15 protein-coding genes are annotated in these 20,007 nt (G+C 73.1%); 6 read left to right on the forward strand and 9 right to left on the reverse strand.

Going from position 1 to position 20,007, the window contains the following annotated elements:
* Positions 1–77: 77 nt before the first annotated feature.
* Entirely contained in the window at positions 78–1,433 is a 1,356-nt protein-coding gene (locus tag Ari01nite_RS15215; RefSeq protein ID WP_203781883.1) for an MFS transporter, read from the forward strand.
* Between the two features lie 68 nt (positions 1,434–1,501).
* On the forward strand, positions 1,502–2,635 hold the full coding sequence (locus tag Ari01nite_RS15220) for a DUF418 domain-containing protein (RefSeq protein ID WP_203781884.1): 1,134 nt from the start codon (positions 1,502–1,504) through the stop codon (positions 2,633–2,635).
* A 906-nt stretch (positions 2,636–3,541) separates the two neighbouring features.
* Here the strand turns inward: Ari01nite_RS15220 and Ari01nite_RS15225 are convergent.
* Positions 3,542–4,327 carry an LLM class F420-dependent oxidoreductase gene (locus Ari01nite_RS15225; RefSeq protein WP_203781885.1) on the reverse strand — a complete coding sequence of 262 codons (786 nt, stop codon included), beginning with the start codon at positions 4,325–4,327 and terminating at the stop codon, positions 3,542–3,544.
* Positions 4,328–4,362: 35 nt separating this feature from the next.
* On the opposite strand from Ari01nite_RS15225, the gene Ari01nite_RS15230 reads away from it, so the two are divergent.
* Entirely contained in the window at positions 4,363–4,584 is a 222-nt protein-coding gene (locus tag Ari01nite_RS15230; protein WP_203781886.1) for a hypothetical protein, read from the forward strand.
* A gap of 4 nt (positions 4,585–4,588) precedes the next feature.
* On the opposite strand, the gene Ari01nite_RS15235 is transcribed toward Ari01nite_RS15230, so the two are convergent.
* Positions 4,589–6,397, reverse strand: a complete 1,809-nt coding sequence (locus Ari01nite_RS15235) for a histidine kinase (RefSeq protein ID WP_203781887.1) — start codon at positions 6,395–6,397, stop codon at positions 4,589–4,591.
* Positions 6,397–8,286, reverse strand: coding sequence for a sensor histidine kinase (locus Ari01nite_RS15240; protein WP_203781888.1), 1,890 nt, complete (start codon positions 8,284–8,286; stop codon positions 6,397–6,399). The genes Ari01nite_RS15235 and Ari01nite_RS15240 overlap by 1 nt, the downstream gene beginning before the upstream one ends.
* A gap of 158 nt (positions 8,287–8,444) precedes the next feature.
* On the opposite strand from Ari01nite_RS15240, the gene Ari01nite_RS15245 reads away from it, so the two are divergent.
* Positions 8,445–9,569, forward strand: coding sequence for a cellulose binding domain-containing protein (locus Ari01nite_RS15245; protein WP_239162773.1), 1,125 nt, complete (start codon positions 8,445–8,447; stop codon positions 9,567–9,569).
* Positions 9,570–9,605: 36 nt separating this feature from the next.
* Here the strand turns inward: Ari01nite_RS15245 and Ari01nite_RS15250 are convergent, their stop codons facing one another.
* Complete coding sequence (locus Ari01nite_RS15250; RefSeq protein WP_203781889.1) at positions 9,606–11,252, reverse strand: discoidin domain-containing protein; 1,647 nt, start codon at positions 11,250–11,252, stop codon at positions 9,606–9,608.
* Positions 11,253–11,473: 221 nt separating this feature from the next.
* On the opposite strand from Ari01nite_RS15250, the gene Ari01nite_RS15255 reads away from it, so the two are divergent.
* The gene (locus Ari01nite_RS15255; RefSeq protein ID WP_239162774.1) at positions 11,474–12,100 is read left to right on the forward strand and encodes a PilZ domain-containing protein; all 627 of its coding nucleotides are present in this window, start codon (positions 11,474–11,476) and stop codon (positions 12,098–12,100) included.
* Between the two features lie 49 nt (positions 12,101–12,149).
* Here the strand turns inward: Ari01nite_RS15255 and Ari01nite_RS15260 are convergent, their stop codons facing one another.
* Positions 12,150–15,161 (reverse strand): ATP-binding protein, encoded by a 3,012-nt coding sequence (locus tag Ari01nite_RS15260; protein ID WP_203781891.1) that lies wholly within the window; start codon positions 15,159–15,161, stop codon positions 12,150–12,152.
* Between the two features lie 96 nt (positions 15,162–15,257).
* Here Ari01nite_RS15260 and Ari01nite_RS15265 point away from each other — a divergent pair, with 96 nt between their 5' ends.
* A complete protein-coding gene (locus Ari01nite_RS15265) occupies positions 15,258–16,091 on the forward strand; it encodes a class I SAM-dependent methyltransferase (RefSeq protein WP_203781892.1) in 834 nt (277 codons plus the stop codon).
* Positions 16,092–16,118: 27 nt separating this feature from the next.
* Here Ari01nite_RS15265 and Ari01nite_RS15270 read toward each other — a convergent pair whose 3' ends face one another.
* Genes Ari01nite_RS15270 through Ari01nite_RS15285 form a run of 4 tightly spaced genes read right to left on the reverse strand, consistent with a single transcriptional unit; the run spans position 16,119 to position 19,973 of the window.
* Positions 16,119–16,928, reverse strand: a complete 810-nt coding sequence (locus tag Ari01nite_RS15270; protein WP_203781893.1) for an ABC transporter ATP-binding protein — start codon at positions 16,926–16,928, stop codon at positions 16,119–16,121.
* A 2-nt stretch (positions 16,929–16,930) separates the two neighbouring features.
* Positions 16,931–17,956 (reverse strand): FecCD family ABC transporter permease, encoded by a 1,026-nt coding sequence (locus Ari01nite_RS15275; RefSeq protein ID WP_203781894.1) that lies wholly within the window; start codon positions 17,954–17,956, stop codon positions 16,931–16,933.
* The gene (locus tag Ari01nite_RS15280) at positions 17,953–18,972 is read right to left on the reverse strand and encodes a FecCD family ABC transporter permease (RefSeq protein WP_239162775.1); all 1,020 of its coding nucleotides are present in this window, start codon (positions 18,970–18,972) and stop codon (positions 17,953–17,955) included. Before Ari01nite_RS15280 ends, Ari01nite_RS15275 begins: the two co-directional genes overlap by 4 nt.
* A gap of 2 nt (positions 18,973–18,974) precedes the next feature.
* Positions 18,975–19,973 (reverse strand): ABC transporter substrate-binding protein, encoded by a 999-nt coding sequence (locus Ari01nite_RS15285; RefSeq protein ID WP_203781895.1) that lies wholly within the window; start codon positions 19,971–19,973, stop codon positions 18,975–18,977.
* Between the last annotated feature and the right edge of the window lie 34 nt (positions 19,974–20,007).

Here is a 20,007-nt window from a genome sequence, read left to right on the forward strand (position 1 = left end):
CCGCCTCTCTCACCGCCGCCGTTCGTGGGGTCAGCCAGCTATACGGATTACGGAACGGTTTCGATTTACTCGGATCGGTGTTTTTCCAACGTCGGCGGATCACCCGGTACCCGATGACGATCACCGTGACCGCCCGGCACCGCTGGCCGACCGCCCTGGTCCTGGCCAGCGCGATGTTTCTGGTGCTGTTCGACAGCCTGGCCGTGGCCACCGCGCTGCCGGCGATCGGCGCCGAGTTCGGCCTGGCCCCGGCGGCCCTGCACTGGGTGATCACGTCGTACTCGCTGAGCATCGGCGGTCTGCTGCTGCTCGGCGGCCGGCTGTGCGACCTGTGGAACCGGCGGAACCTGATCGCCGGCAGCCTGGCTCTGGCCACCGCCGGCTGCGTGCTGGCCGCCCTGGCGCCCAACTTCGGCCTGCTGCTGACCGGCCGGGTCATGCAGGGCGTCGCCGCCGCCCTGGCCATCCCCGCGACCCTGGCGTCGGCCGCCGAGATCTTCCCCGACGAGCCGTGGCGCAGCCGGGTCTTCTCGGTGGTGGCCGCGGCCGCCAACGGTGCCGGCCTGGTCGGCGCGGTGTGCGGCGGCTTCATCACCGCACAGCTGGGCTGGCGGTGGGTGTTCTGGGTGGTGGTGCCGATCGGGGTGGTCGCGGTGGCCGGCGCGGTCCGGCTCCTGCCCAGCACCCGGGGCGGTACGGCGGGCCGGCGGCTGGACGTGGCCGGCGTCGTGCTGGCGACGTGCGGGCTGGTGGCGTTCCTGTACGGGATCTCCGGCACCGCCGCCCTGGCCGTGGCCGGGCTCCTGCTGCTGGCCGGCCTCGTCTGGTGGGAGCGCCGGGCCGCCGACCCGCTGGTGCCGCCCGCGCTGGTGGCGTCGCCCCGGATGCTGGGCGGCTGCGTGGCGTTCTGGCTGCACTCCGCCGGCTACGCCGCCGTGGTGGTGGTCGGCAGCCTGCAACTCCAGGACGTCTTCGGCCTCAGCCCCGCCGCGGCCGGCCTGGTGCTGGCGCCCGTGCTGCTCGGCGCGCTGGCCACGTCGGCTCCGGCGGGCGCGCTGATCCGCCGCGTCGGCTCCCGGCTGGTGGTGGCGAGCTCACTGGCCCTGTGCGCGGTCACGTTGGCGCTGCTGGCCGCGACCGGCGGCCGCAATCTGGCGGTGGTGGTGACGCTGCTGGTGGTGTGGGGCCTGAGCGCCGGGCCGATCTACGTGGGGCTGACCCGGGCCTGCGTCGGCGACGCCGACCCGGACGACCGGGGGATGGCGTCGGCCCTCTTCGAGTCGACCACCCACATCAGCGGCGCGGTGGCCGTGGCCGGCTATCTGACCCTGCTGGGCGCCGGCGCGTCGTACGGCTGGATCCACCTGCTGGCGGCACTGGGCACCGCGGCGGGGGTTTTCACCACGCTGCGCCTGATGCCCCGTCAGCCGTAGCCCAAAGTCACCCGGCGGTAGACCAAAGAAGGCGGTGTCCCCGGGCCGGCCATCCCTAGGCTCGCCCCATGCAGCCCGGCCCGATCGCCCCCGCCGCCCGCGCACTCGGCCCCGACCTGGCCCGCGGCTTCATGCTGCTGTTCATCGCCCTGGCCAACACCCACTACTTCCTGCGCGCACCGTCGGTGCTGGGCGGCTACCCCCAGGACGGCACCGCGCTGGACCGGGCCACGATCTGGCTGCTGTCGACCTTCGTGGACGGCCGCGCGTTCCCCATGTTCGGCCTGCTGTTCGGCTACGGCGTGGCCCAGATAGCCCGCCGCCACCCCACCGGCACCCGCACCCTGCTGTGGCGCCGTAGCGCGGTGCTCATCGTGGTGGGCCTGCTGGACGCCCTGCTTTTCTACGTGGGCGACATCCTGGCGGCGTACGGCGTCCTGTTGTTGGTCGGTGCCTTTTTGATTCGCTGGTCGGACCGCTGGCTGCTGCTGATCGCGCTGCTGTTCTTCGTGATCTGCGCCCTGCCCACCGCCGACGCCTCCACGATCAGCGCCGCCCTGCCCGACCCCGCGATGCTCCCACCCGACCTGCCCACCATGCTCACCTCGCGCCTGCCGGCCGCCCTGGTGGTGGCCGGGCTGGGCCCGATCGGCTTCCTGTGCCCGTTCGCCGTAGGTTTGTGGGCCGGCCGCCGCCCCATCCTCGAACGCCCGGTCCTGCTCCGGAGCGTGGCCGCGCTGGGCATCACGGCTGCGGTGGTGGGAGCCCAGCCCATCGCCCTCCTGCTGGCCGGAGTCACGACCCGGCCCGGTGCCGGCACACTTTCGCTGCTGGGGGCGCTGCATTCCGCGACGGGCACGCTGGGCGGCTTCGGGTATGCGGCCTTGGTGGCGCTGATCGCCCGCCGTCTGAGCCCGCAGCACGCGGTGGTGGCCGCGATTGCGGCGACGGGGCAGCGCTCGATGACTTGCTACCTGTTGCAGTCGGTGTGCTGGGCGCTGCTGTTCACGCCGTTCTTGCTGGACCTCGCCGGGACGCTGTCGGTCACCGCGACAGCTGCGGTGGCCGCCGTGACGTGGGTGGGCACGGTGCTGGCCGCAGACTGGATGCGGCGGCGGGGTGAGCGGGGGCCCTTCGAACGGCTGATACGCAACGTGACCTACGGCCGTGCCGCCCGCACGCCGGCGCCGACAAGCTCGTGATCGACCACCACCCGCGGCGGCCATGCTTCCGCCGGCCCGCGTTGCGTTCTGCCCGGCGCCGCTTTCGGTCGGCCCGTTGCCCTTCCGTCGGCCGCGTTGCCCTTCCGTCGGCCGCGTTGCGTTTCGTGGGCCCGCCGCTTCTCTCCGCCCGGCGTTGCGCTTCCGCTGGCTGTGCCGCTTTCGTCACCGGCGCCGCGTTTCCGCCGCTTCGGGGGAGTGTTCGGTGCTGTTCGGCGGTCCTGTTTGACGACAGCGTGACTTTCGCCAATGTCCGTTTGCGTGGGTTATGCGCGGTAACCGTTGCGGGCGCGCTCCACGAACGGCGCGCCTCTCCTCCTGCCGCCGGTCAACGCCACCGCATGCCGGGATCCGCCGGCCACATCGTGGGCACGTCCTGGAATGCGGACGATCATTCCACCCGCCAGGACATCAGCCGGAGCAAAAGCCACGTAACACACTATAAGGCCGCCTCGCCGATAGATCGTGGCGAGTTCCTGTTCGACCGGAACACCAACTTTTCAAGATCGCGACCCGGAGCCACCACCGCCGGAGCCACCACCGCCAGACGACGGCGGGTGTCGGCGCGCTGTGGCACTTCACCGGCCGCGCATCAACCAAATGGCGAGCGAGAGCAAGCCTCCAAGATCTGGTCCGGGCGCTTGCGAAGCGCCGTTTTACAGTTATATATCGGATATGTTCGAAGGAACAGGATCACCAACCGCGCAGCTGTCCCATGAGATGGCCAGCCGTGTCCGCTGCTGAACCTCGGTGCCGACCGGTAGCCGGGGCGCGAAGATTTTCAGTGGGTATGTGCCGTCGGGTCAGGGCCCGAAGCGCGGGCGCCCACCGGCCGCCGTCGCTGCGGCGCATCAGTCGGAGTCGGGTGGCGGGACGGGCTCCTTGTGGTCAGGAGTTGTTGCGGTCGCGCCAGGCGATCCACTTGCGGAGGGGGCTCAGGTCGTAGTCGGGGCCGCTTGCGCCCACCGTGAACAACCGGACACCCAGCTCGGCCAGCTGCCCGCCGATCTCGTCCGGGGCGGCGTCGCCGCGTACGCCCACCGATTTTTCGATTGTTGAAGGGTCCCGGCCGACGGCAGCGCAGTGGTCGGCCAGGATCTGGGACTTGCGGGGGAAAGTCTCCAGGTCGGCGAACGAGTGCCAGATCTGGGCGTGGCGGGCCACCAGGCGCAGCGTCTTCTTCTCGCCGCCGCCGCCGATCAGGACCGGGATCTGCCGGGTCGGGGCGGGGTTCAGCGCGGTCCAGCGCTGCTCGATGCGGGGCAGCGCCGAAGCCAGGTCGTCCAGGCGGCCGCCGGCCGTGCCGAACTCGTACCCGTACTGGTCATAGTCTTTTTGGAACCAGCCGGAACCGATGCCCAGGATGAGCCGGCCCTCGCTGATGTGGTCGACCGTGCGGGCCATGTCGGCCAGCAACTCGGGATTGCGGTAGCTGTTGCAGCTGACCAGGGCGCCGATCTCGACGCGCGAGGTGGCCTCGGCCCAGGCGCCCAGCATCGTCCAGCACTCGAAATGCTTGCCGTCGGGCTCGCCGGACAGCGGGTAGAAATGGTCCCAGTTGAAGACGATGTCGACGCCCAGGTCCTCGGCCTCGGCGGCGGCCCGCCGGATCGCGGCGTAATCGGCATGCTGGGGCTGGATCTGTACGCCGATCCGGATGCGCTGCTCGGTCATCCGCCGATCATTGCACCCCGATAGGCTCGGTATGCATGGAGCCCTGCGGGCTCGCCGGCCCGCCTCGCCGAGGCGGCCAGCGGTGGGCAGGGCTGGGAGCGCCGCGAGTCGCCGGCTACAACCCGGACGCGCTGGCCGCCGCCCGCGGTCCGGTGCCGCTCGCCGAGGGCGTCGAGCTGGAGCGCGCCACCCGGGGCTCGCCGCGGGCCGAGGACATCGCCCGGAACAACTGCCACGACGCGTACCACCATCTCTGAGATATCAGGCAGATGACCGGTCGGCCTCCGGTGACCAGGCGATGACGGGTGCCAGCGGCAGCTTCGCGGTCACCCGGAATCCGTCGGTGCCGGGACCGGCTTGGAAGGTCCCGCCGATCGCGGTGACGCGCTCCCCAAGCCCGACCAGGCCATGGCCGGTCGATGGGACCGTGGTGCGCTTGCCGGCGCGCCGGTCGGTGACCTCAATGTCCAGGTCGGTCGCTGTCCAGGTCAGGTGAAGGAGCGCGGTGGAACCGGGGCCGGCGTACTTGGTGGAGTTGGTGAGGGCCTCCTGGATCACCCGGTAGGCCGTCAGGTCGACGCTCGGGTCCAGGTCGGCCGGCGTTCCGGTGTAGCCGGCCGTCACGGTCAGGCCGGTGGTGCGCATGCGGGCGAGCAGGTCGTCCAGGCCGTCCAGGCCCGGGTGCTCGGCCGGTGCGGCGTCCGTGGCCGGGGTGAGCAGGGTCAGCAGGCGGGCCAATTCGGTCATCGAGCGGTCGCCGGCCTCGCGGATGGCGTCCAGGGCCTCCTGCGCGCGGGCCGGGTTGCGGGTGAGGACGGAGCGGGCGCCGGCCGCCTGGAGCAGCATCATGGTCACCGTGTGCGAGACGATGTCGTGCAGTTCGCGGGCGAGTTGCAGGCGTTCGGCGCGGCGTTCCTGTTCGGCGGCGCGGGCCGCGGCCCGGCCCTCGGCGGTGCGGTGCATCGAGTAGCCCAGCAGCCAGGGCGGGATCGCGAGCAGCGCATATGGCGTGCCGAGGAGAACCATCTCGACGGGACGAGCCGGTTCGCCGTAGTTCTGCAACTTCGTCGCCAGGATGGCGGCGTAGGCATAGGCGGCACCGGTCGTGCAGGCCGGCACGATCGAGACGCGGCGGTCGTATCCGCGGGCCACGGCGTGCAGGGCGATCAGCGGGCCGACGATGTAGTCGGAGTACGGCTGGGCCTTGGTGAGCTCGATCAGATAGACGACGTGGATGAGCAGGACCGGTAGCGGCCACCGACGGCCGAGCAGCAACGTCAGCAGTACGCCGGCGTGGACGTAGGTGAAATCCTCGGGAAGCCAGACGTACCAGTCGACGGCGAACGCGACCGTGATCAGTGTGCCGTCCACCAGGAGCTGGCGGGCGGCGCGGCGGGCCGGGTCCGCGGCCGGTTCGTCGTCCGTGACCAGCCGCATCACGGTCAGCATGCGCCGTAGTTCGGCCATCGATCGGGTGCCGGCGTCCTGGACGGCTTCCAGGGCCTGCGCCGCCCGGTCCGGATCGGTAGTCAGCGCGGCCCGGGCCTCGGCCGCCCGCCGCTGCATCACCTCCACCGAGTGGGTGATGATCCCGTGCAGGTCCTGGGCGAGCCGCGACCGTTCGGCGCGCCGGGCCCGCTGGGCGGCCTTGGCGGCCTGCTGTTCCTGAGCCGCCCGCCGCATCCAGTACCCCAGGGTCCAGGCCGCGGTGGCCAGGCCGGCGAACATGGCCGATCCGATGAGGTCCGGACCGTCGGAGGCGACGTCCGATACGGCGACCGGCACGGCGCACGCCAAGGCGGCCGTGATCGAGGTGCGACGATCGCGGTGCCGGGCCACCGCGTGCAGGGCGATGAGCAGCCCGGAGCCGAGATCCCAGCCACCCAGCGCGATCAGCTGGCCGGCGTTGAGGATCAGAACGGTGATCGGCCACCGGCGCCGCACCAGCAGCGCGAGAAACGCGATCGCCGTGAGGAGGGAGGAAACGGGGTGGAAACCGGTCAGGAACCAGGCTTGATCGATATAAAGAGCAAAAGCGATGAGAGGTACGTCGATCAGCAGCCGAACCATCATCGCCTCCCACGGATCCGGGTGGCGTGCGGCGCGAAGTCGATCGTGGCGGTCAGCGGCAGCATCGCCGTCACCGCGAAGCCCTCGGTGCTCGGAGCGGCGGTGAAGGTGCCGCCGCCGATGCCGACCCGTTCGCGCAGCCCGATCAGGCCGTGGCCGGTGGACGGCATGCTGGGCCGGCTGCCGGTCCGGCGGTCGGTGACCGCGATCCGCAGTTCGGTGCCGGTCCAGTCGAGCCGGACCTCGGCGGTGGCATCCGGGCCGGCGTACTTGGTGGAGTTGGTGAGGGCCTCCCGGATCACCCGGTACGCGGTGAGGCTCACGCTGGGATCCAGCGGCCGAGGTTCGCCGGTGGTCTCCACCGCGACGGTCAGGCCGGTGGCGCGCATGGTCCGCACCAGCTCGCCGAGACTTTCCAAGCCGGGCAGCCGGACGTCGGCGCCGTCGGCCGGTTCGATCAGTGCCTGCAGGCGGCCGAGTTCGTCGGCCGATCGCTCGCCGGCCTCGTGCACCGCGTCCAGCGCCGCCGCGGCCCGGCCCGGATCCTGGAGCAGGACGGCTCGGGCTCCGGCCGCCTGGAGGAGCATCAGGGTGACCGTGTGCGAGACGACGTCGTGCAGGTCCCGGGCCAGCCGCAGCCGTTCCTCCCGTCGTTCCCGCTCGGTCTCCCGCGCGGCCGCCCGGCCCTCCGCCGCGCGGCGCATCGAGAAGCCCAGGTACCAGGCCAGGAAGGTGGGAACGCCGTAGACCGACAGCCCGGCCGCCGCTGACAGCGGGCCGTCGAGGTTGTCCTGATGCAGCAGCTGGAGGAAGAACGGGCCGGCGCATCCGCACGCGGCGAGCTGCGACGTCTCGGGGCTTGCCCGCCGCGCCACGGCGTGGAGGGCGATCAGCAGGCCGAGCACGTAGTCCGAGCCCCCGACGAACAGGCTCACCGTGCCGGCGTAGACCAGCTGGGCGACGAACACGGCCACCGGCCACCGCCACCGCAGCAGCAGGCCGGCCAGCGCACCGGCGTTGATCCACGTCATCGCCCATCGGTCAGCCGGGCCCAGGTCGCCGATCCACACGAACCGGTCGAAGTACAGCGCCACCGCGACGAGCGCCAGCTCGGCCAGCGGCCGGAACCCGGTCCGGTGCGGGCGGTCCGGTGCTTCGTCATCGGCGGCCAGCCGCATCACCGTCAGCATGCGCCGCAGTTCGGCCATCGCCTGGTTGCCCGCCGCCTGCACCGCGTCCAGGGCGCGCTGTGCGCGGTCGCGATCACCGGCCAGGGCCGCCCGGGCCGACGTCGCCTCGCGGCGCATCAGGGCGACCGACTGGGTGATGATGTCGTGCAGTTCAGCGGCCACCCGCCGGAGTTCGGTCCGCCGTGCCTGCTCGGCCGTCCGGGCGGCGAGTTGTTCCTGGGCCGCCCGCCGCATCCAGTAACCCAGCATCCAGGCCAGCACGATCAGCCCGGCCTGTGCCACCACCAGTTCGACACTGACGCCGTAGGTCCGGTGCTGAACGAAATGCTCTGTTCCGAAGGGGACCGCGCACGCCATTGCCGCGGCGAGCGAGACGCGCCGGTCGCATTGCCGGGCCACCGCGTGCAGCGCGAGCAGCAGCGCCAGGCCGATGAATTCCGCGCCGAGTATTCCGACAATGAGCAGCAGCGAGAATTGCAGAAGAAAGACCGGCACCGGCCAGCGCCATCGAAGGAACAACGCGCCACAAGCGACGGCCGTAGCGACCTGGACGGCGAACATCGCTTCCGGATGGGAATCGGCTACCGAACCCAGGAGCTCGTCGAACGAGTAGACCACCGCGATGAGGGGCGCGTCGAGCAGCAGCAGCCGCCACAGCCAGGGACGCCGCGCGACGGCGAAGGGGTGAATCGGAGTCATCCTCGCCTACCGCGGAATCGGGACAGAAGGCAGATCAGACCCAAACTAAAACCAAAACCATGCAGCCGTACGGGATTCCGCAAGGACGGTTCGAAAACGTTGACAGGCTTCTATTTCTGACGGACGGTCTGGGCATGCTTTCCCACCGCCCTCGCGTAATGCTCGCCGCGACGCTCCTCGCGGCCGCCACTGCGCTCGCCGTCGCGGCCGGTCCGGCCGCCGCGGCCCCCACGACAACGCCGACGCCCACCCCGACCGCCACCCCGACCGTCACGCCGACCCCCACGCCGACGCCGACCGCCACGCCGACGCCGACCAGCACGCCGACGCTGCCGCCGCCGACCTCCAGCACGCCGCCGCTGCTCAGCCCGGTCACCGATCTGCGGGCCACCGCCGTCACGCCCGGCTCGATCACGCTCGCCTGGTCGCCGCCGGCCGGGTGCTGTGCGATCGCGAGCTACACCGTCAGCTACACCCAGGCGTTCAACGACATCGTCTGGAGCCAACCGGCCGGCACCGCCACGACCGTCACCATCACCGGGAGCATCCGGTCCACGGCGCAGTACCGGTTCTCGCTGTCCGTGACGGACGTCGAGGGGCACTACGCCGGGTCGAACTCGATCACCGTGGTGACCCCGGCGGTGTCGACCGGTGACACCACGCCGCCGGGGACGCCGGGGGATCTGCGGATCACCGAGGTCACGCCGAACGGGCCGAACCTGGCCTGGAACGCGACCACCGACAACGTCGGGGTGGTCGACTACCTGGTCTACTTCTTCGACGGCTGGTACTCGTCGACGCTGGTCGGCAACACCACCGGCACCTCGTTCGTGGCGCCGTTCCGGAGCAGCAGCACCGGCATGCACTACTACTACGTGCGGGCGCGGGACGCGGCCGGCAACCTCTCGATCGCCGCCGGGCCGGTGCGGGCGGCCACCCCGACCACGCCGACCGCGCCGCCGCCGAGCGCCTGCAAGGTCGGCTACCGCACGACGTCGGAGTGGAACGGCGGCTTCGTCGCCGAGGTGACCGTCACCAACACCGGCACCGCGCCGGTCGACGGGTGGCAGCTGGCGCTCACGTTCGGCGGGGACCAGCAGGTCACCTCGGCCTGGCACGCCTCGTTCAGTCAGGCCGGCACCGGTCTGACGCTCACCGGCGCGAGCTGGAACTCCAGGATCGCCGCCGGCGGCAGTGTCACGGCGGGGCTGATCGGGCGCTGGACCAGCAGCAACGCGGCGCCGGTCGCGGCGGCCCTGAACGGCGGGGCCTGCACGTTCTGAGCAGAGGGGCCGGGCTCAGAGCCCGGCCCCATCCCGTCATCGGGTGCCGAGCACCGAGCCGGCGGACAGCTTCGCGGGGCCGGCGCACCGGACCACGGTGACCCGCACGTACCGGGCCAGGTCGGTGAAGTTGACCCGCCCGGCGCCGGTGGCGTCGGTCGTGTCGGTGGCGGCCGGGAACCAGCGCCGGCCGTTCTGCGACGTCTCCACCTTGTAGGTGGTGCCGTGCCGGGTCTTGAAGTCGAGCTGCACGCCGGTCAGCTCGCGCAGCCGGCCCAGGTCGACCTGCCAGCCCTTGCCCTTGCTCTTCCAGCGCAGCCCGGCCGCGTGGTCGCTGGGGATCTCCTCGGCGGTGTAGCGGCTGTAGTTGTAGTGCATCTTGGCCTGGGGCAGCGGCCGGCCGGTCACCTTGGCGGTCAGGTCGCACCCGGCGGTGCTGGCGTACACCTGGGCCTGCGTGCCCATCACGTAGTCGACCACCTCGATGCGGTCGTCGCCGCAGATGTCGCCGCGCACCATCCGGCCGTCGACCGGGAAGGTGGCCACCCGGTTGCCGTGGCCGTCCCAGATGCCGGCGATCTCGCCGCAGCCGCGGTTCCAGGAGAGCATCAGATCGCCGTACGTGCCGTCCCAGTTGTGCAGCGGCTCGACCACCGTGCCCCAGCAGCCGAGCGTGGTCCGGTTCTCCTTCCACAGCGTCTCACCGGTCGCCGACACCACGTACAGGCCGTCCTTGCCGGTGGTCGCGGTGCGGTCCACCCGGTCCAGGCCGGCCACCTCGAGCCCGGGCAGGTCGGGGCGGAAGTCGCCGAGCCCGATCTGCTGCGCCTCGACCGCGTCCAGGTTCTGCCAGAGCCGGGTGCCGTCGGCCCGGTACGCGTTGGTGCTGTCCCCGCCCTTGCCGGCGCCGCCGAACACGATGTCCTGGCCGCCGTCGCCGTCGATGTCGCCCACCGCGATCGAGTCCGGGTGGTCGGCCATGTCCGCGGTCCAGACCAGCGTGCCGTCCGGCTTGACGAAGTCGTACCCGGCCAGCAGTTCCTGCTTGCCGTCGTCGTCGAAGTCGTGCGGGTACGGGCGGTGGCCCACCACCCCGGTGTGGGTCCAGAGCAGGTTGCCCAGCTCGTCGGTGACCCAGACCTGGTTGTAGCGGTCCTTGAAGACGATGTCGCGCGGGCGGTCCAGGCCCCGGACGTTGGCGATGATGATGGTGTCCCACGCGTCCGGTCCGGGCACCGGGAACTCGCGTACCAGAGCCCCGGTCCTGCCCTCGAAGATCCGGAACACGCTGTCCATCACGGCGAGCACCTCGTTGTCGCCGTCGCCGTCCAGGTCGTAGATCTCGGCGGGGATGTCGGTGCCGTTGTTGGTCACCCGGGGGTCGGGGGTGCCGACCTGCCACATCTGGCCACCGGTGATGTCGTACGCGGTCAGGCTCTGCACCTGCCGGCCGATGTAGCGGTCGTCGGCCGAGTAGGTGGGCTGCATGGTGACGATGTCCAGCCGCCCGTCGCCGCTGACGTCACCGAGCAGCAACCGGGCCCCGGTGCCGCCGGCACTGGTGTCGACGCTGGCGATCAGCTGGGGTTCGAGCGAGACGGGCGCGGCCTGGGCCGGTGCGGATCCGACGGTCAGTCCGGCGCCGGCAAGGGCTATGGCCAATCCGGTACGAATGGGTTTCACGGCACGCTTTCCCTTCGAGGGCGGTAGTGGTAAGCGCTTTCCCGCCGCCACCCAACCACCCGGATCGACCACTGTCAATCAGGCCGGCAGGTGGCCGAAAGGCGCCGATGACGTGGCTCATAGCGCAGGAATCCTCACGTCGGGGCCGGCCCGGCCGAAGGGCCCACCAGCGCGTCGGAAGTCGCGCCGAAAAAGCAACTCAAGCCGGACAGGAGGTCGCCGTGGTGGATCTGCCTCGGGTCGGTACCCCGATGTATGTGGTGCACGCGGAAGGGGTGAACTACCGCTCCCGCCTGGAGGCCGTCGACGGCAACAAGCTGAGCCTGGCCGCGCCGCTGGAGACCACCGGTCCCGAACAGCCCCGGCCGGGGCATCAGCTCGACGTGTTCTGGGCGCTGCCGCGGGCCCGGGTCATCCTGCCCTGCCGGTTGATCGAGGTGGTCGACAACGCCCCGTTCCGGTGGGTGCTGGAGCCGATCGGCACGCCGAAGCAGAGCAACCGCCGCGAGTACGTGCGCGGCGGCGGTGGCGGGCCGGTGCGGCTCGCCGCGGAGGAGGGCGCCGAGGCGGTCGTCGGCCGGCTCCTCGACATCAGCGAGGGCGGCCTGCGCTGCTGGGTGGCCCGCGCGCCGCAGGTCGGCACCGGCGACAAGATGCAGGCCTCGGTGCCGCTCGGCCGGCGCGACGTCGAGGTGGACGGCGCGGTGCTCTCCGTGCGCGACGCCTACGACGAGCCCGGCCAGCACCTGATCCTCACCTTCGCGGCAGGCGAGCGGGTGGCCAAGGCGATCCGCCAGCACGTCTTCGCCTGGGAGATCTCCGAGCGCCGCCGCTTCGAGCACGGCTGAACTCGAGCACGGCTGAACTCGAGATCGGCTGAATTCGAGATCGGCTGAGTCAGTCCGGCTCGTACCGGCACAGGTGTCCGGTGCGGACCGCGCGGTCCAGGTGACGGCCCAGCTCCGGCTGGGCCGTGCCGATCCGCCGGATCGCGTCCCGGATCCGGGCGGAGACCGCCTTACGGGCCCGCTCGGCGGCCGACCCGCCCAGCTCCCGGGCGGCGCCGCCGGGCCGGGTCGCCCGGCGCAGCCCGGTGAGCAGTTGTTCCCGTTCGGCGGCCGCCCGCTCGCGGCGGCCCAGGTCGGAACCCGCCAGCTCGGCGTCCAGCTCGGCCAGGCGATTCCGGTACGCGCGCAGCGCGGCCCGGTCCAGCACCGGGTCCGGGGCGATCCGGTCGGCCGGCGCGCCGCCGGCCAGGTCGACGGCCGGCACGTCGGTGCCCGGCCGGGCCAGCAGCGTGGCCAGGTCGCGCAGTCCCTTGGCGTCCCGCAGATAGTCGGTGTGACCGCGGTAGTTCAGCTGCCACAGGTCGCCCACCCAGCGGAGCTCCGGGCCCGGCGGCACCAGGGCGGCAAGGGCCCGCTCGCTCTCCCGTTCCCAGAGCCGGGCCCCGAGCCGCCGGTGGATGTCGCGTGCCTGCCGCAGCGAGGCGGCCGCCGCCGCGGTGTCGCCGAGAGCCGCCTCGAGCAGGCCGACCCGGTGCGCGTGCGCGCCCATGAAGCAGACCAGCGCCCCGTTCACCGTGCAGGTGCCGGCCAGCGGCCGCAGGTCGGCCAGCAGCAGGGTGCACAGCGCCCGGTCGCCCAGCGCGATCGCGGCCGCGGCCAGCTCGCCGGCGAAAACCGACCAGAGGTACGAGCGGTCGGCCCGCCAGTCGTCCAGCGCCAGCACGGTGTCGACCTCGCGCCGCGCCGCGTCCAGGTCGCCGGCCCGGGCCAGGAACCCGGCGGCCACCGCGTGCGCGTGCGCCGGCGCGCCCACCCACCAGCGCACCGCCTCGGCCGCGGTCCGGCGCAGCTCGTCCGGCTCGCCGCGGGCCCGGACCAGCTCCAGCCGCTGCGACATCCGGACGTTGCCGGTGTCGCTGTCGCCGGCCGCCTCGCCCAGCCCGGCGGCCTCGTCGCTGAGCCGTTCGGCCGCCGCCAGGTCGCCGTCCAGCAGCGCCAGCGCGGCCTGCCGGGTCCGCAGCACGTAGTCGTGCCGGGGCTGGCGCAGCCGCTCGGTGACGTACGCGAACTCGGTGAACGCCGCCCGGAACGCCGCCGACCCGTTCTCCAGGTGCGCGTTCGCGGTGAGCAGCAGCGCCTGCGCCGCCCGCTCCGGATCGCCGGCCAGCCGGGCGGCGGCGGCGATCTCGGCCGCGATGGCCGCCCGCTGCGCGCCGGTGCCCGGGGTCCAGAGCACGTCGTGCTGGGCGAGCAGGCAACTGGCCAGGGTGGCCGGATCGTCGAGGCCGCGGGCGATGGCCACGGCCCGCTCGGCGTAGGGGGCGGCGCGCGGCCGGTCGGCCGGCACCGAGTGCTGCAACTGCCGGGCCAGCGCGGCGGTGACCTGGGCCTCGGCCGGGGTACCGCGGCCGTCCAGGGCGGCGCGGGCGGTCTCCAGCACGGCGATCAGGTCGGTGCGTGGCATGGCGAACCGGGCACCGAGGCGGTCGAGCCCGAGGGCCACCAGGCCGAGCAGTTCGGGGTCGCCGCCGGATCCCGGTGCTCCGGCTGGTGCAGCCCGCGTGGCCCCGGCGGCTCCGGTGGCCGCAGCCTGCTGCCAGGCGGTCTCCAGCAGCTCCCGGGCGTCGTCCGTGGCGCCGGCCCGCGACCGCAGCTCCGCCTCCCGGGTGAGCAGCCCGACCAGGTCGGCCGCCGACAGCCGACGGCCGGTGTCGGCCGCCGCCGCGCGGACCCGGGCCAGGTGGCCGGCGGCCTCGGCGAACGCGTACCGGGCGGTGTCCGCGTCGGCGGCCGCGTGCGCCCAGGAAACCGCCGGGCCGGTGGCGCCGGCGGCGGTGAAGTGCCGGGCCAGCTCGGCGGGAAAGATCCGTCCGCCGCGATCGTGCCGGTGCTGGAGGGCCTGGCCGACCCGGGCGTGCAGGTCGAGCCGGCGGTTCGCGGTCAGGCCGGCGTAGATCGTCTCCCGGTAGAGGTCGTGTGCGAACGATCCGTCGCCGGCCAGGATCCCGGCGGTGACCGCCTCGGCGGCCCGGTCGGCGACCTGCTCGGGCGACGCGCCGGTGACCTCGGCCAGCACGTCCGGGTAGAGCACCGGCCCGGCGACCGCGGCGACATCGAGAAGTGCCCGGCACCCCTCCGGCAGCCGGTGGAGACGGCGCCGGACGGCCTCGCGGGCCGCGGCCGGCACCTCGTCGGCCGCGCCGCCGGCCGCCAGCAGGTGGCACAGCTCGCGGGCCAGGAACGGGTGCCCGCCGCTGCGCCGGTGCACCAGCGAAGCCCAGGCGGTGGCGGCCTCGTCGCCGGCCAGCGTCGTGATCAGCTCGGCTACCGCGCCGGCGGTCAGCCCGGTCAGCGCGATCGGCTCGGCCAGGCCGGCCAGGTCGGCCAGGGCCGCGGCCACCGGCGGCGACGCCTCGCCGGGCCGGTAGGCGCCGACCAGCCGGAGCCTGGCCGGGCCGCGCTGCCGGGCCAGGTAGTGCAGCAGCTCGACCGTCGACGGGTCGGCCCACTGCAGGTCGTCGAGCACCACGACGGCCGGCCCGGCCCGGTGCAGCAGGCGGGCGACCGCGTCGAAGACCAGCACCCGGCCGGTGTCGGCCGGATCGGCCGTGGCCGGTGCGCCGATCAGGTCGGGCACGATCGCGGCCAGCCGCGGGTCGGCGTCGGCCAGCAGTTCGGGGCGGCATTCGAGCAGGCCGCGCAGCGCCTGGGTCCACGGCCACCAGGCCGGCGCCCGGTCGTCGTCCCACGCCGTGCCCCAGAACAGGGCGCCGGCCTCGGTCGCGAAATGGCTCAGCAGGGCGGTCTTGCCGATGCCCGCCTCGCCGGTGACCAGCACCAGGCCGGAGGGCGCCGCGCGGAGCCGGGCGAGTGGCTCGGCCCGGCCGACGAAGGGTGACACGTTGGCATTTTGCGCGCCCGGGCAGGTGCCAGGCCAGTTCTGGCGGATGTCCGACCGGATCTGGCGCGTATCCGGGTGAACCCAAGGAGGACACCCATGTTCGACCCTGTGCAGTACAAGACCACCACCCGCGCCCAGTGGGAGGAGGCCGCCGAGGCGTGGCACCGCTGGGGACCGACGATCGAGGACTGGCTCGGCGCGGCCACCGAACGGATGCTCGACGCGGCCCGGCTCACCGCGGACAGCCGGGTGCTCGACGTCGCCGCCGGGGCCGGCGGTCAGACGATCGCGGCGGCCCGCCGGTCCGGTCACGTCCTGGCCACCGATATCGCGCCCGCCATTCTCGGCTACGCGGCGAAGGCGGCGAGCGACGCCGGGCTGACCAACGTGGCGACCCGGGAGGTCGACGGCGAGCACCTCGGCATCGACGGCGAGTTCGACGCGGTGATCTCCCGGGTCGGGCTGATCTACTTCCCGGACCAGCGGGCCGCGCTGGCCGGCATGCACGCGGCGCTGCGGCCGGGCGGCCGGCTGTCCGCGGTCGTCTACTCCACCGCGGACCGCAACGGGTTCTTTGCGGTGCCGGTCGGCATCATCCGGCGGCGGGCCCAGTTGCCGCCGCCGGCGCCCGGCCAGCCCGGCCCGTTCAGCCTCGGCTCGCCGGGCGTCGCCGAGCGGTTGCTGGCCGATGCCGGTTTCCGCGAGATCACCGTCGAGGCGGTGCCGTCGCCGCTGCGGCTGCCCGCGGCGGCCGACTGCGTGCGGTTCGAGCGGGAGTCGTTCGGCGCCCTGCACCAGATGCTGTCCGGCCTGGACGCCGCCGCGCGGGACGAGGCCTGGCAGGAGATCGAGCGGGAGTTGCGCCGGTTCGAGGGGCCGGACGGCTTCGCCGGTCCGTGCGAGATGCTGGTGGTGTCCGGCACCCGATGAGTCAGGCCGATGAGTCAGGCCGATGAGTCAGGCCGGTGAGCCGGTACGGTGCCGGCCGATCGGGACGATCATCGGGGTGCCCGAGACCGGGTCCGGCACCACCCGGCAGCGCATGTCGAACACGTCGCCGACCACCTGCTCGGTGAGCACCTCGGCGGGCAGGCCGGCCGCCGCCACCTGGCCGGCCCGCATCACGATCAGGTGGTCGGCGTAGCGGCAGGCCAGGTTCAGCTCGTGCAGCACCATCACCACGGTCGCGCCCTCGGTCTCGTTCAGGTCGGTGAGCAGGTCGAGGACCTCGACCTGGTGGCTCACGTCCAGATAGGTGGTGGGCTCGTCGAGCAGCAGGATGCCGGTCCGCTGGGCCAGCGCCATGGCGATCCACACCCGCTGGCGCTGGCCGCCGGACAGCTCGTCGACCGCCCGCGTCGCCAGGTCGAGGGTGCCGGTGGCGGTGAGCGCGGCGGTCACCGCGGCGTCGTCGTCGGCGGTCCACCGGCGGAACCAGCCCTGGTGCGGGTGCCGGCCGCGGCTGACCAGGTCGGTCACCGTGATGCCGTCCGGCGCCACCGGGCCCTGCGGCAGGATGCCCAGGCGCAGCGCCACCTCGCGGCTGGGCAGATCCTGGATCGACCGGCCGTCGAGCAGCACGGCGCCGGACGCGGGGGAGAGCAGCCGGGCCAGGCCGCGCAGGAAGGTGGACTTCCCGCAGGCGTTCGGTCCCACCACCACGGTGACCTTGCCGGGCGGCACGGTGAGGCTGAGGTCGTGCACGACGCGGCGGTCGCCGTACCCCAGCGACAGGCTTCGCGCCTCGAGAGCGGACGGGGCGAACACGGTCAACCTCCTCGGCCGGTACGGTTCGACTTGGCCAGCAGCCACAGCAGGTAGGGCGCGCCGATCGCGCCGGTGACGACGCCGACCGGGAACGGGGTGGGCCCGACCAGGTGCGCGCCGATGAAGTCGGCGACCAGCACCACGAGCGCGCCGACCAGGGCGGCCTGGAGCAGCACCGGCCGGCCGCCGCGGACCAGCCGCACCGCGATCGGCCCGGACAGGAAGGCCACGAACGCGACCGGGCCGGCCGCCGCGGTGGCCGCGCCGACCAGGCCGACCGCGACCGCGAGCAGGGCGAGCCGGCTCAGCTGCACCCGCTGGCCGAGGCCGCGGGCCAGGTCGTCGCCGAGTTGCAGGCTGGTCAGCGCGCGGCCGAGGACCAGTGCCGCGGGCAGCAGCACCACCACCGCGGCGGCCAGCGGGATCACCTGCTCCCAGGTGCGGCCGTTGATGCTCCCGGTCAGCCAGATCAGCGCGTCCGCCGCCACCCGGATGTCCGAGCGGGTCAGCAGGAACGAGGTGACGCTGGACAGACCGGTGCCGACCCCGATGCCGACCAGCACGAGCCGGTAGCCGCTCACCCCGGACCGCCAGGACAGCAGGTAGACGGCGGTCGCCGTGAGCAGGGCGCCGAGCAGCGCGGCCACCGGCACCGACGGCCCGCCCGCGACCAGGCCGGCCAGCACCGCGGCGGCGCTCGCGCCCTGGCTCGGGCCGATCACGTCGGGACTGGCCAGCACGTTGCCCGTGAGCTGCTGGAAGACCGCGCCGGCCAGCCCGAACGCGAGGCCCACCAGCACGCCGGTGAGCGCCCGGGGCAGCCGCAGCGAGTGCATGACGTACTCCACCCCGGCCGGGGCCGGCAACCCGAGCAACGACCGGACCACGTCCGGCAGGGAGATCTGGAATTCGCCGTACGACAGAGTCAGCGCGACCATCGCGATGAGCGCGACGGACAACGCCAGCGTCACCACCCGGCCGCGCGCCGATTCCCGGCGGCGGGCCGCGGTGACGATCCCCGCGGTCACAGTTCCGCCAGCCGGCGCCGGCGGGCCAGCGCCACGAAGACCGGCGCGCCGATCACCGCGGTCACGATGCCGACCTGCACCTCGCCGGGCCGCGCCAGGACCCGGCCAAGCACGTCGGCGATGAGCAGCAGCAGCGGTGCCAGCAGCATCGCGTAGGGCAGCAGCCAGCGGTGGTCCGGCCCGGTGACCGTGCGGGCCAGGTGCGGGATCACCAGGCCGACGAACGCGATCGGGCCGGCCATCGCGGTGGCGGTGCCGCACAGCAGCACGATCGCGGTGGCGGCCAGCAGCCGGGCCGCGGTGACGTTCTGCCCGAACGACACGGCCACGTCGTCACCGAGCGCCAGGGCGTTCAGCGCACGGGCCGACAGCAGCGCCAGCAGCACGCCGGTGAGCAGGAACGGCACCGCCTGCACCACGACGTCCATGCCGCGCCCGGCCAGCGAGCCGACCTGCCAGAACCGGAACTGGTCGTACGCCCGCACGTCGAGCATCAGCATCGCGGTGGTGAACGAGCTGAGCGCCGCCGAGACCGCCGCGCCGGCCAGGGCCAGCTTGATCGGGGTGGCCCCGCCGCGTCCGATCGAGCCGACCGCGTACACCAGCGCGGAGGCCGCGGCCGCGCCCAGGAAGCCGAACCACACGTATCCGGTCAGGCTGGTGATCCCGAAGACGCTGATCGCGACGACGACGAACAGCGAGGCACCGAAGTTGACCCCGAGGATGCCCGGGTCGGCGAGCGGGTTGCGGGTGACGCCCTGCACCACGGTGCCGGCCAGGCCGAGGGCCGCGCCGGCGAACAGGCCGATGAGGGTGCGCGGGAGGCGTACCTCGCTGACGATCAGCTCGTCGCGGGTCGTCCCGCCCGGATTGGCCAGCGCCTCCAGCACCGTGCCGAACGGTACGGCCCGGGAGCCGACCACCAGGCTGAGCACGGCCGCGCACGCCAGGGCCGCCGCGATCACCACCAGTCCGGTGGTGAGCGCGGCGGCCCGATGGTGGCGGGCGCTTGGCACCGTCAGCCGAGCGCCGCGGCGAGCAGCGGCGTGACCTTGTCGACCGCGTAGGACAGGCCGCCGACCGAACTGCTGGAGAACGCCGCCGAGATGTCGGCGTCGTCCATGTACGCGACGTGCCCGGCCTGCACCGACGGCACCGCCTGGAACAGCTTGTCGTTCTTGACGGTGTCCAGCGTCGCCTGGATCAGGAAGACCACCGTGAGGTCGGCGTCCAGCAGGTCGAGCTGTTCCTGGGAGAGCTGGATGTAGAACGAGTTGGTCTTCTTGGCCTCGATCGCCGGCGCCGGAGTGAAGCCGAGCTTGGTGAGGAAGTCGACCCGGCCGTCGCCGGTGACGTAGGCACCCCAGCCGTCGCCGGTGCGCACCGCGGCGGCCACGGTCTTGCCCTGGAACGCCGGGTTGGCGGCGGCCGCGGCGGCGAACTTGGCGTCCAGGTCGGACTTGAGCCTGGCCGCCTCGGCCTGCTTGCCGAGCGCCTTGCCGGCCATGTCGAGCTGCTGCTCCCAGGTGGTCAGGTACTGCTCGGCGCCCTTCGGGATGCCGACCACCGGCACGCCGAGCTTGGCCAGCTGGTCGTGGCGGGCCTTGTCGCCGCTGGACCGGGTGTCCAGGATCAGGTCGGGCTTAAGCGCCGCCACCTTCTCCATGTCGAGCTCGAGGGTGCCGAGCAGCTCCGGCGGCGTCGTGTACCGGCCGGCGTTCCACGGGCCCTGTCCGTCGCCGCCGAGCGCCAGCCAGTCGGCCGCACCGACCGGCTGCACGCCGAGCGAGAGGGCCACGTCGGCGTCGCTCCAGCCGAGGGCGACCACCCGGGTGGGCTGCCGGTCGACGGTGACGTCGCCGAACGCGGTGGGGATGGTGACCGGGAACTGCGCCGAGGCGCCGGCCGACGGCGCGGTCGAGCCGGTGTCCCCAGTACCGGTGGTGGTGCAGGCGGCGGTCGTGAGGGCTACGCCGAGAAGGGCTACCGGCAGCAGCCGGCGAACGCGAGAAATCATCTGTGACCAGCTCCAACGGCAAAGGTTAGGCTCA

The sequence above is a fragment of the Paractinoplanes rishiriensis genome, from assembly GCF_016862375.1.
GTDB classification, from domain to species: domain Bacteria; phylum Actinomycetota; class Actinomycetes; order Mycobacteriales; family Micromonosporaceae; genus Actinoplanes; species Actinoplanes rishiriensis.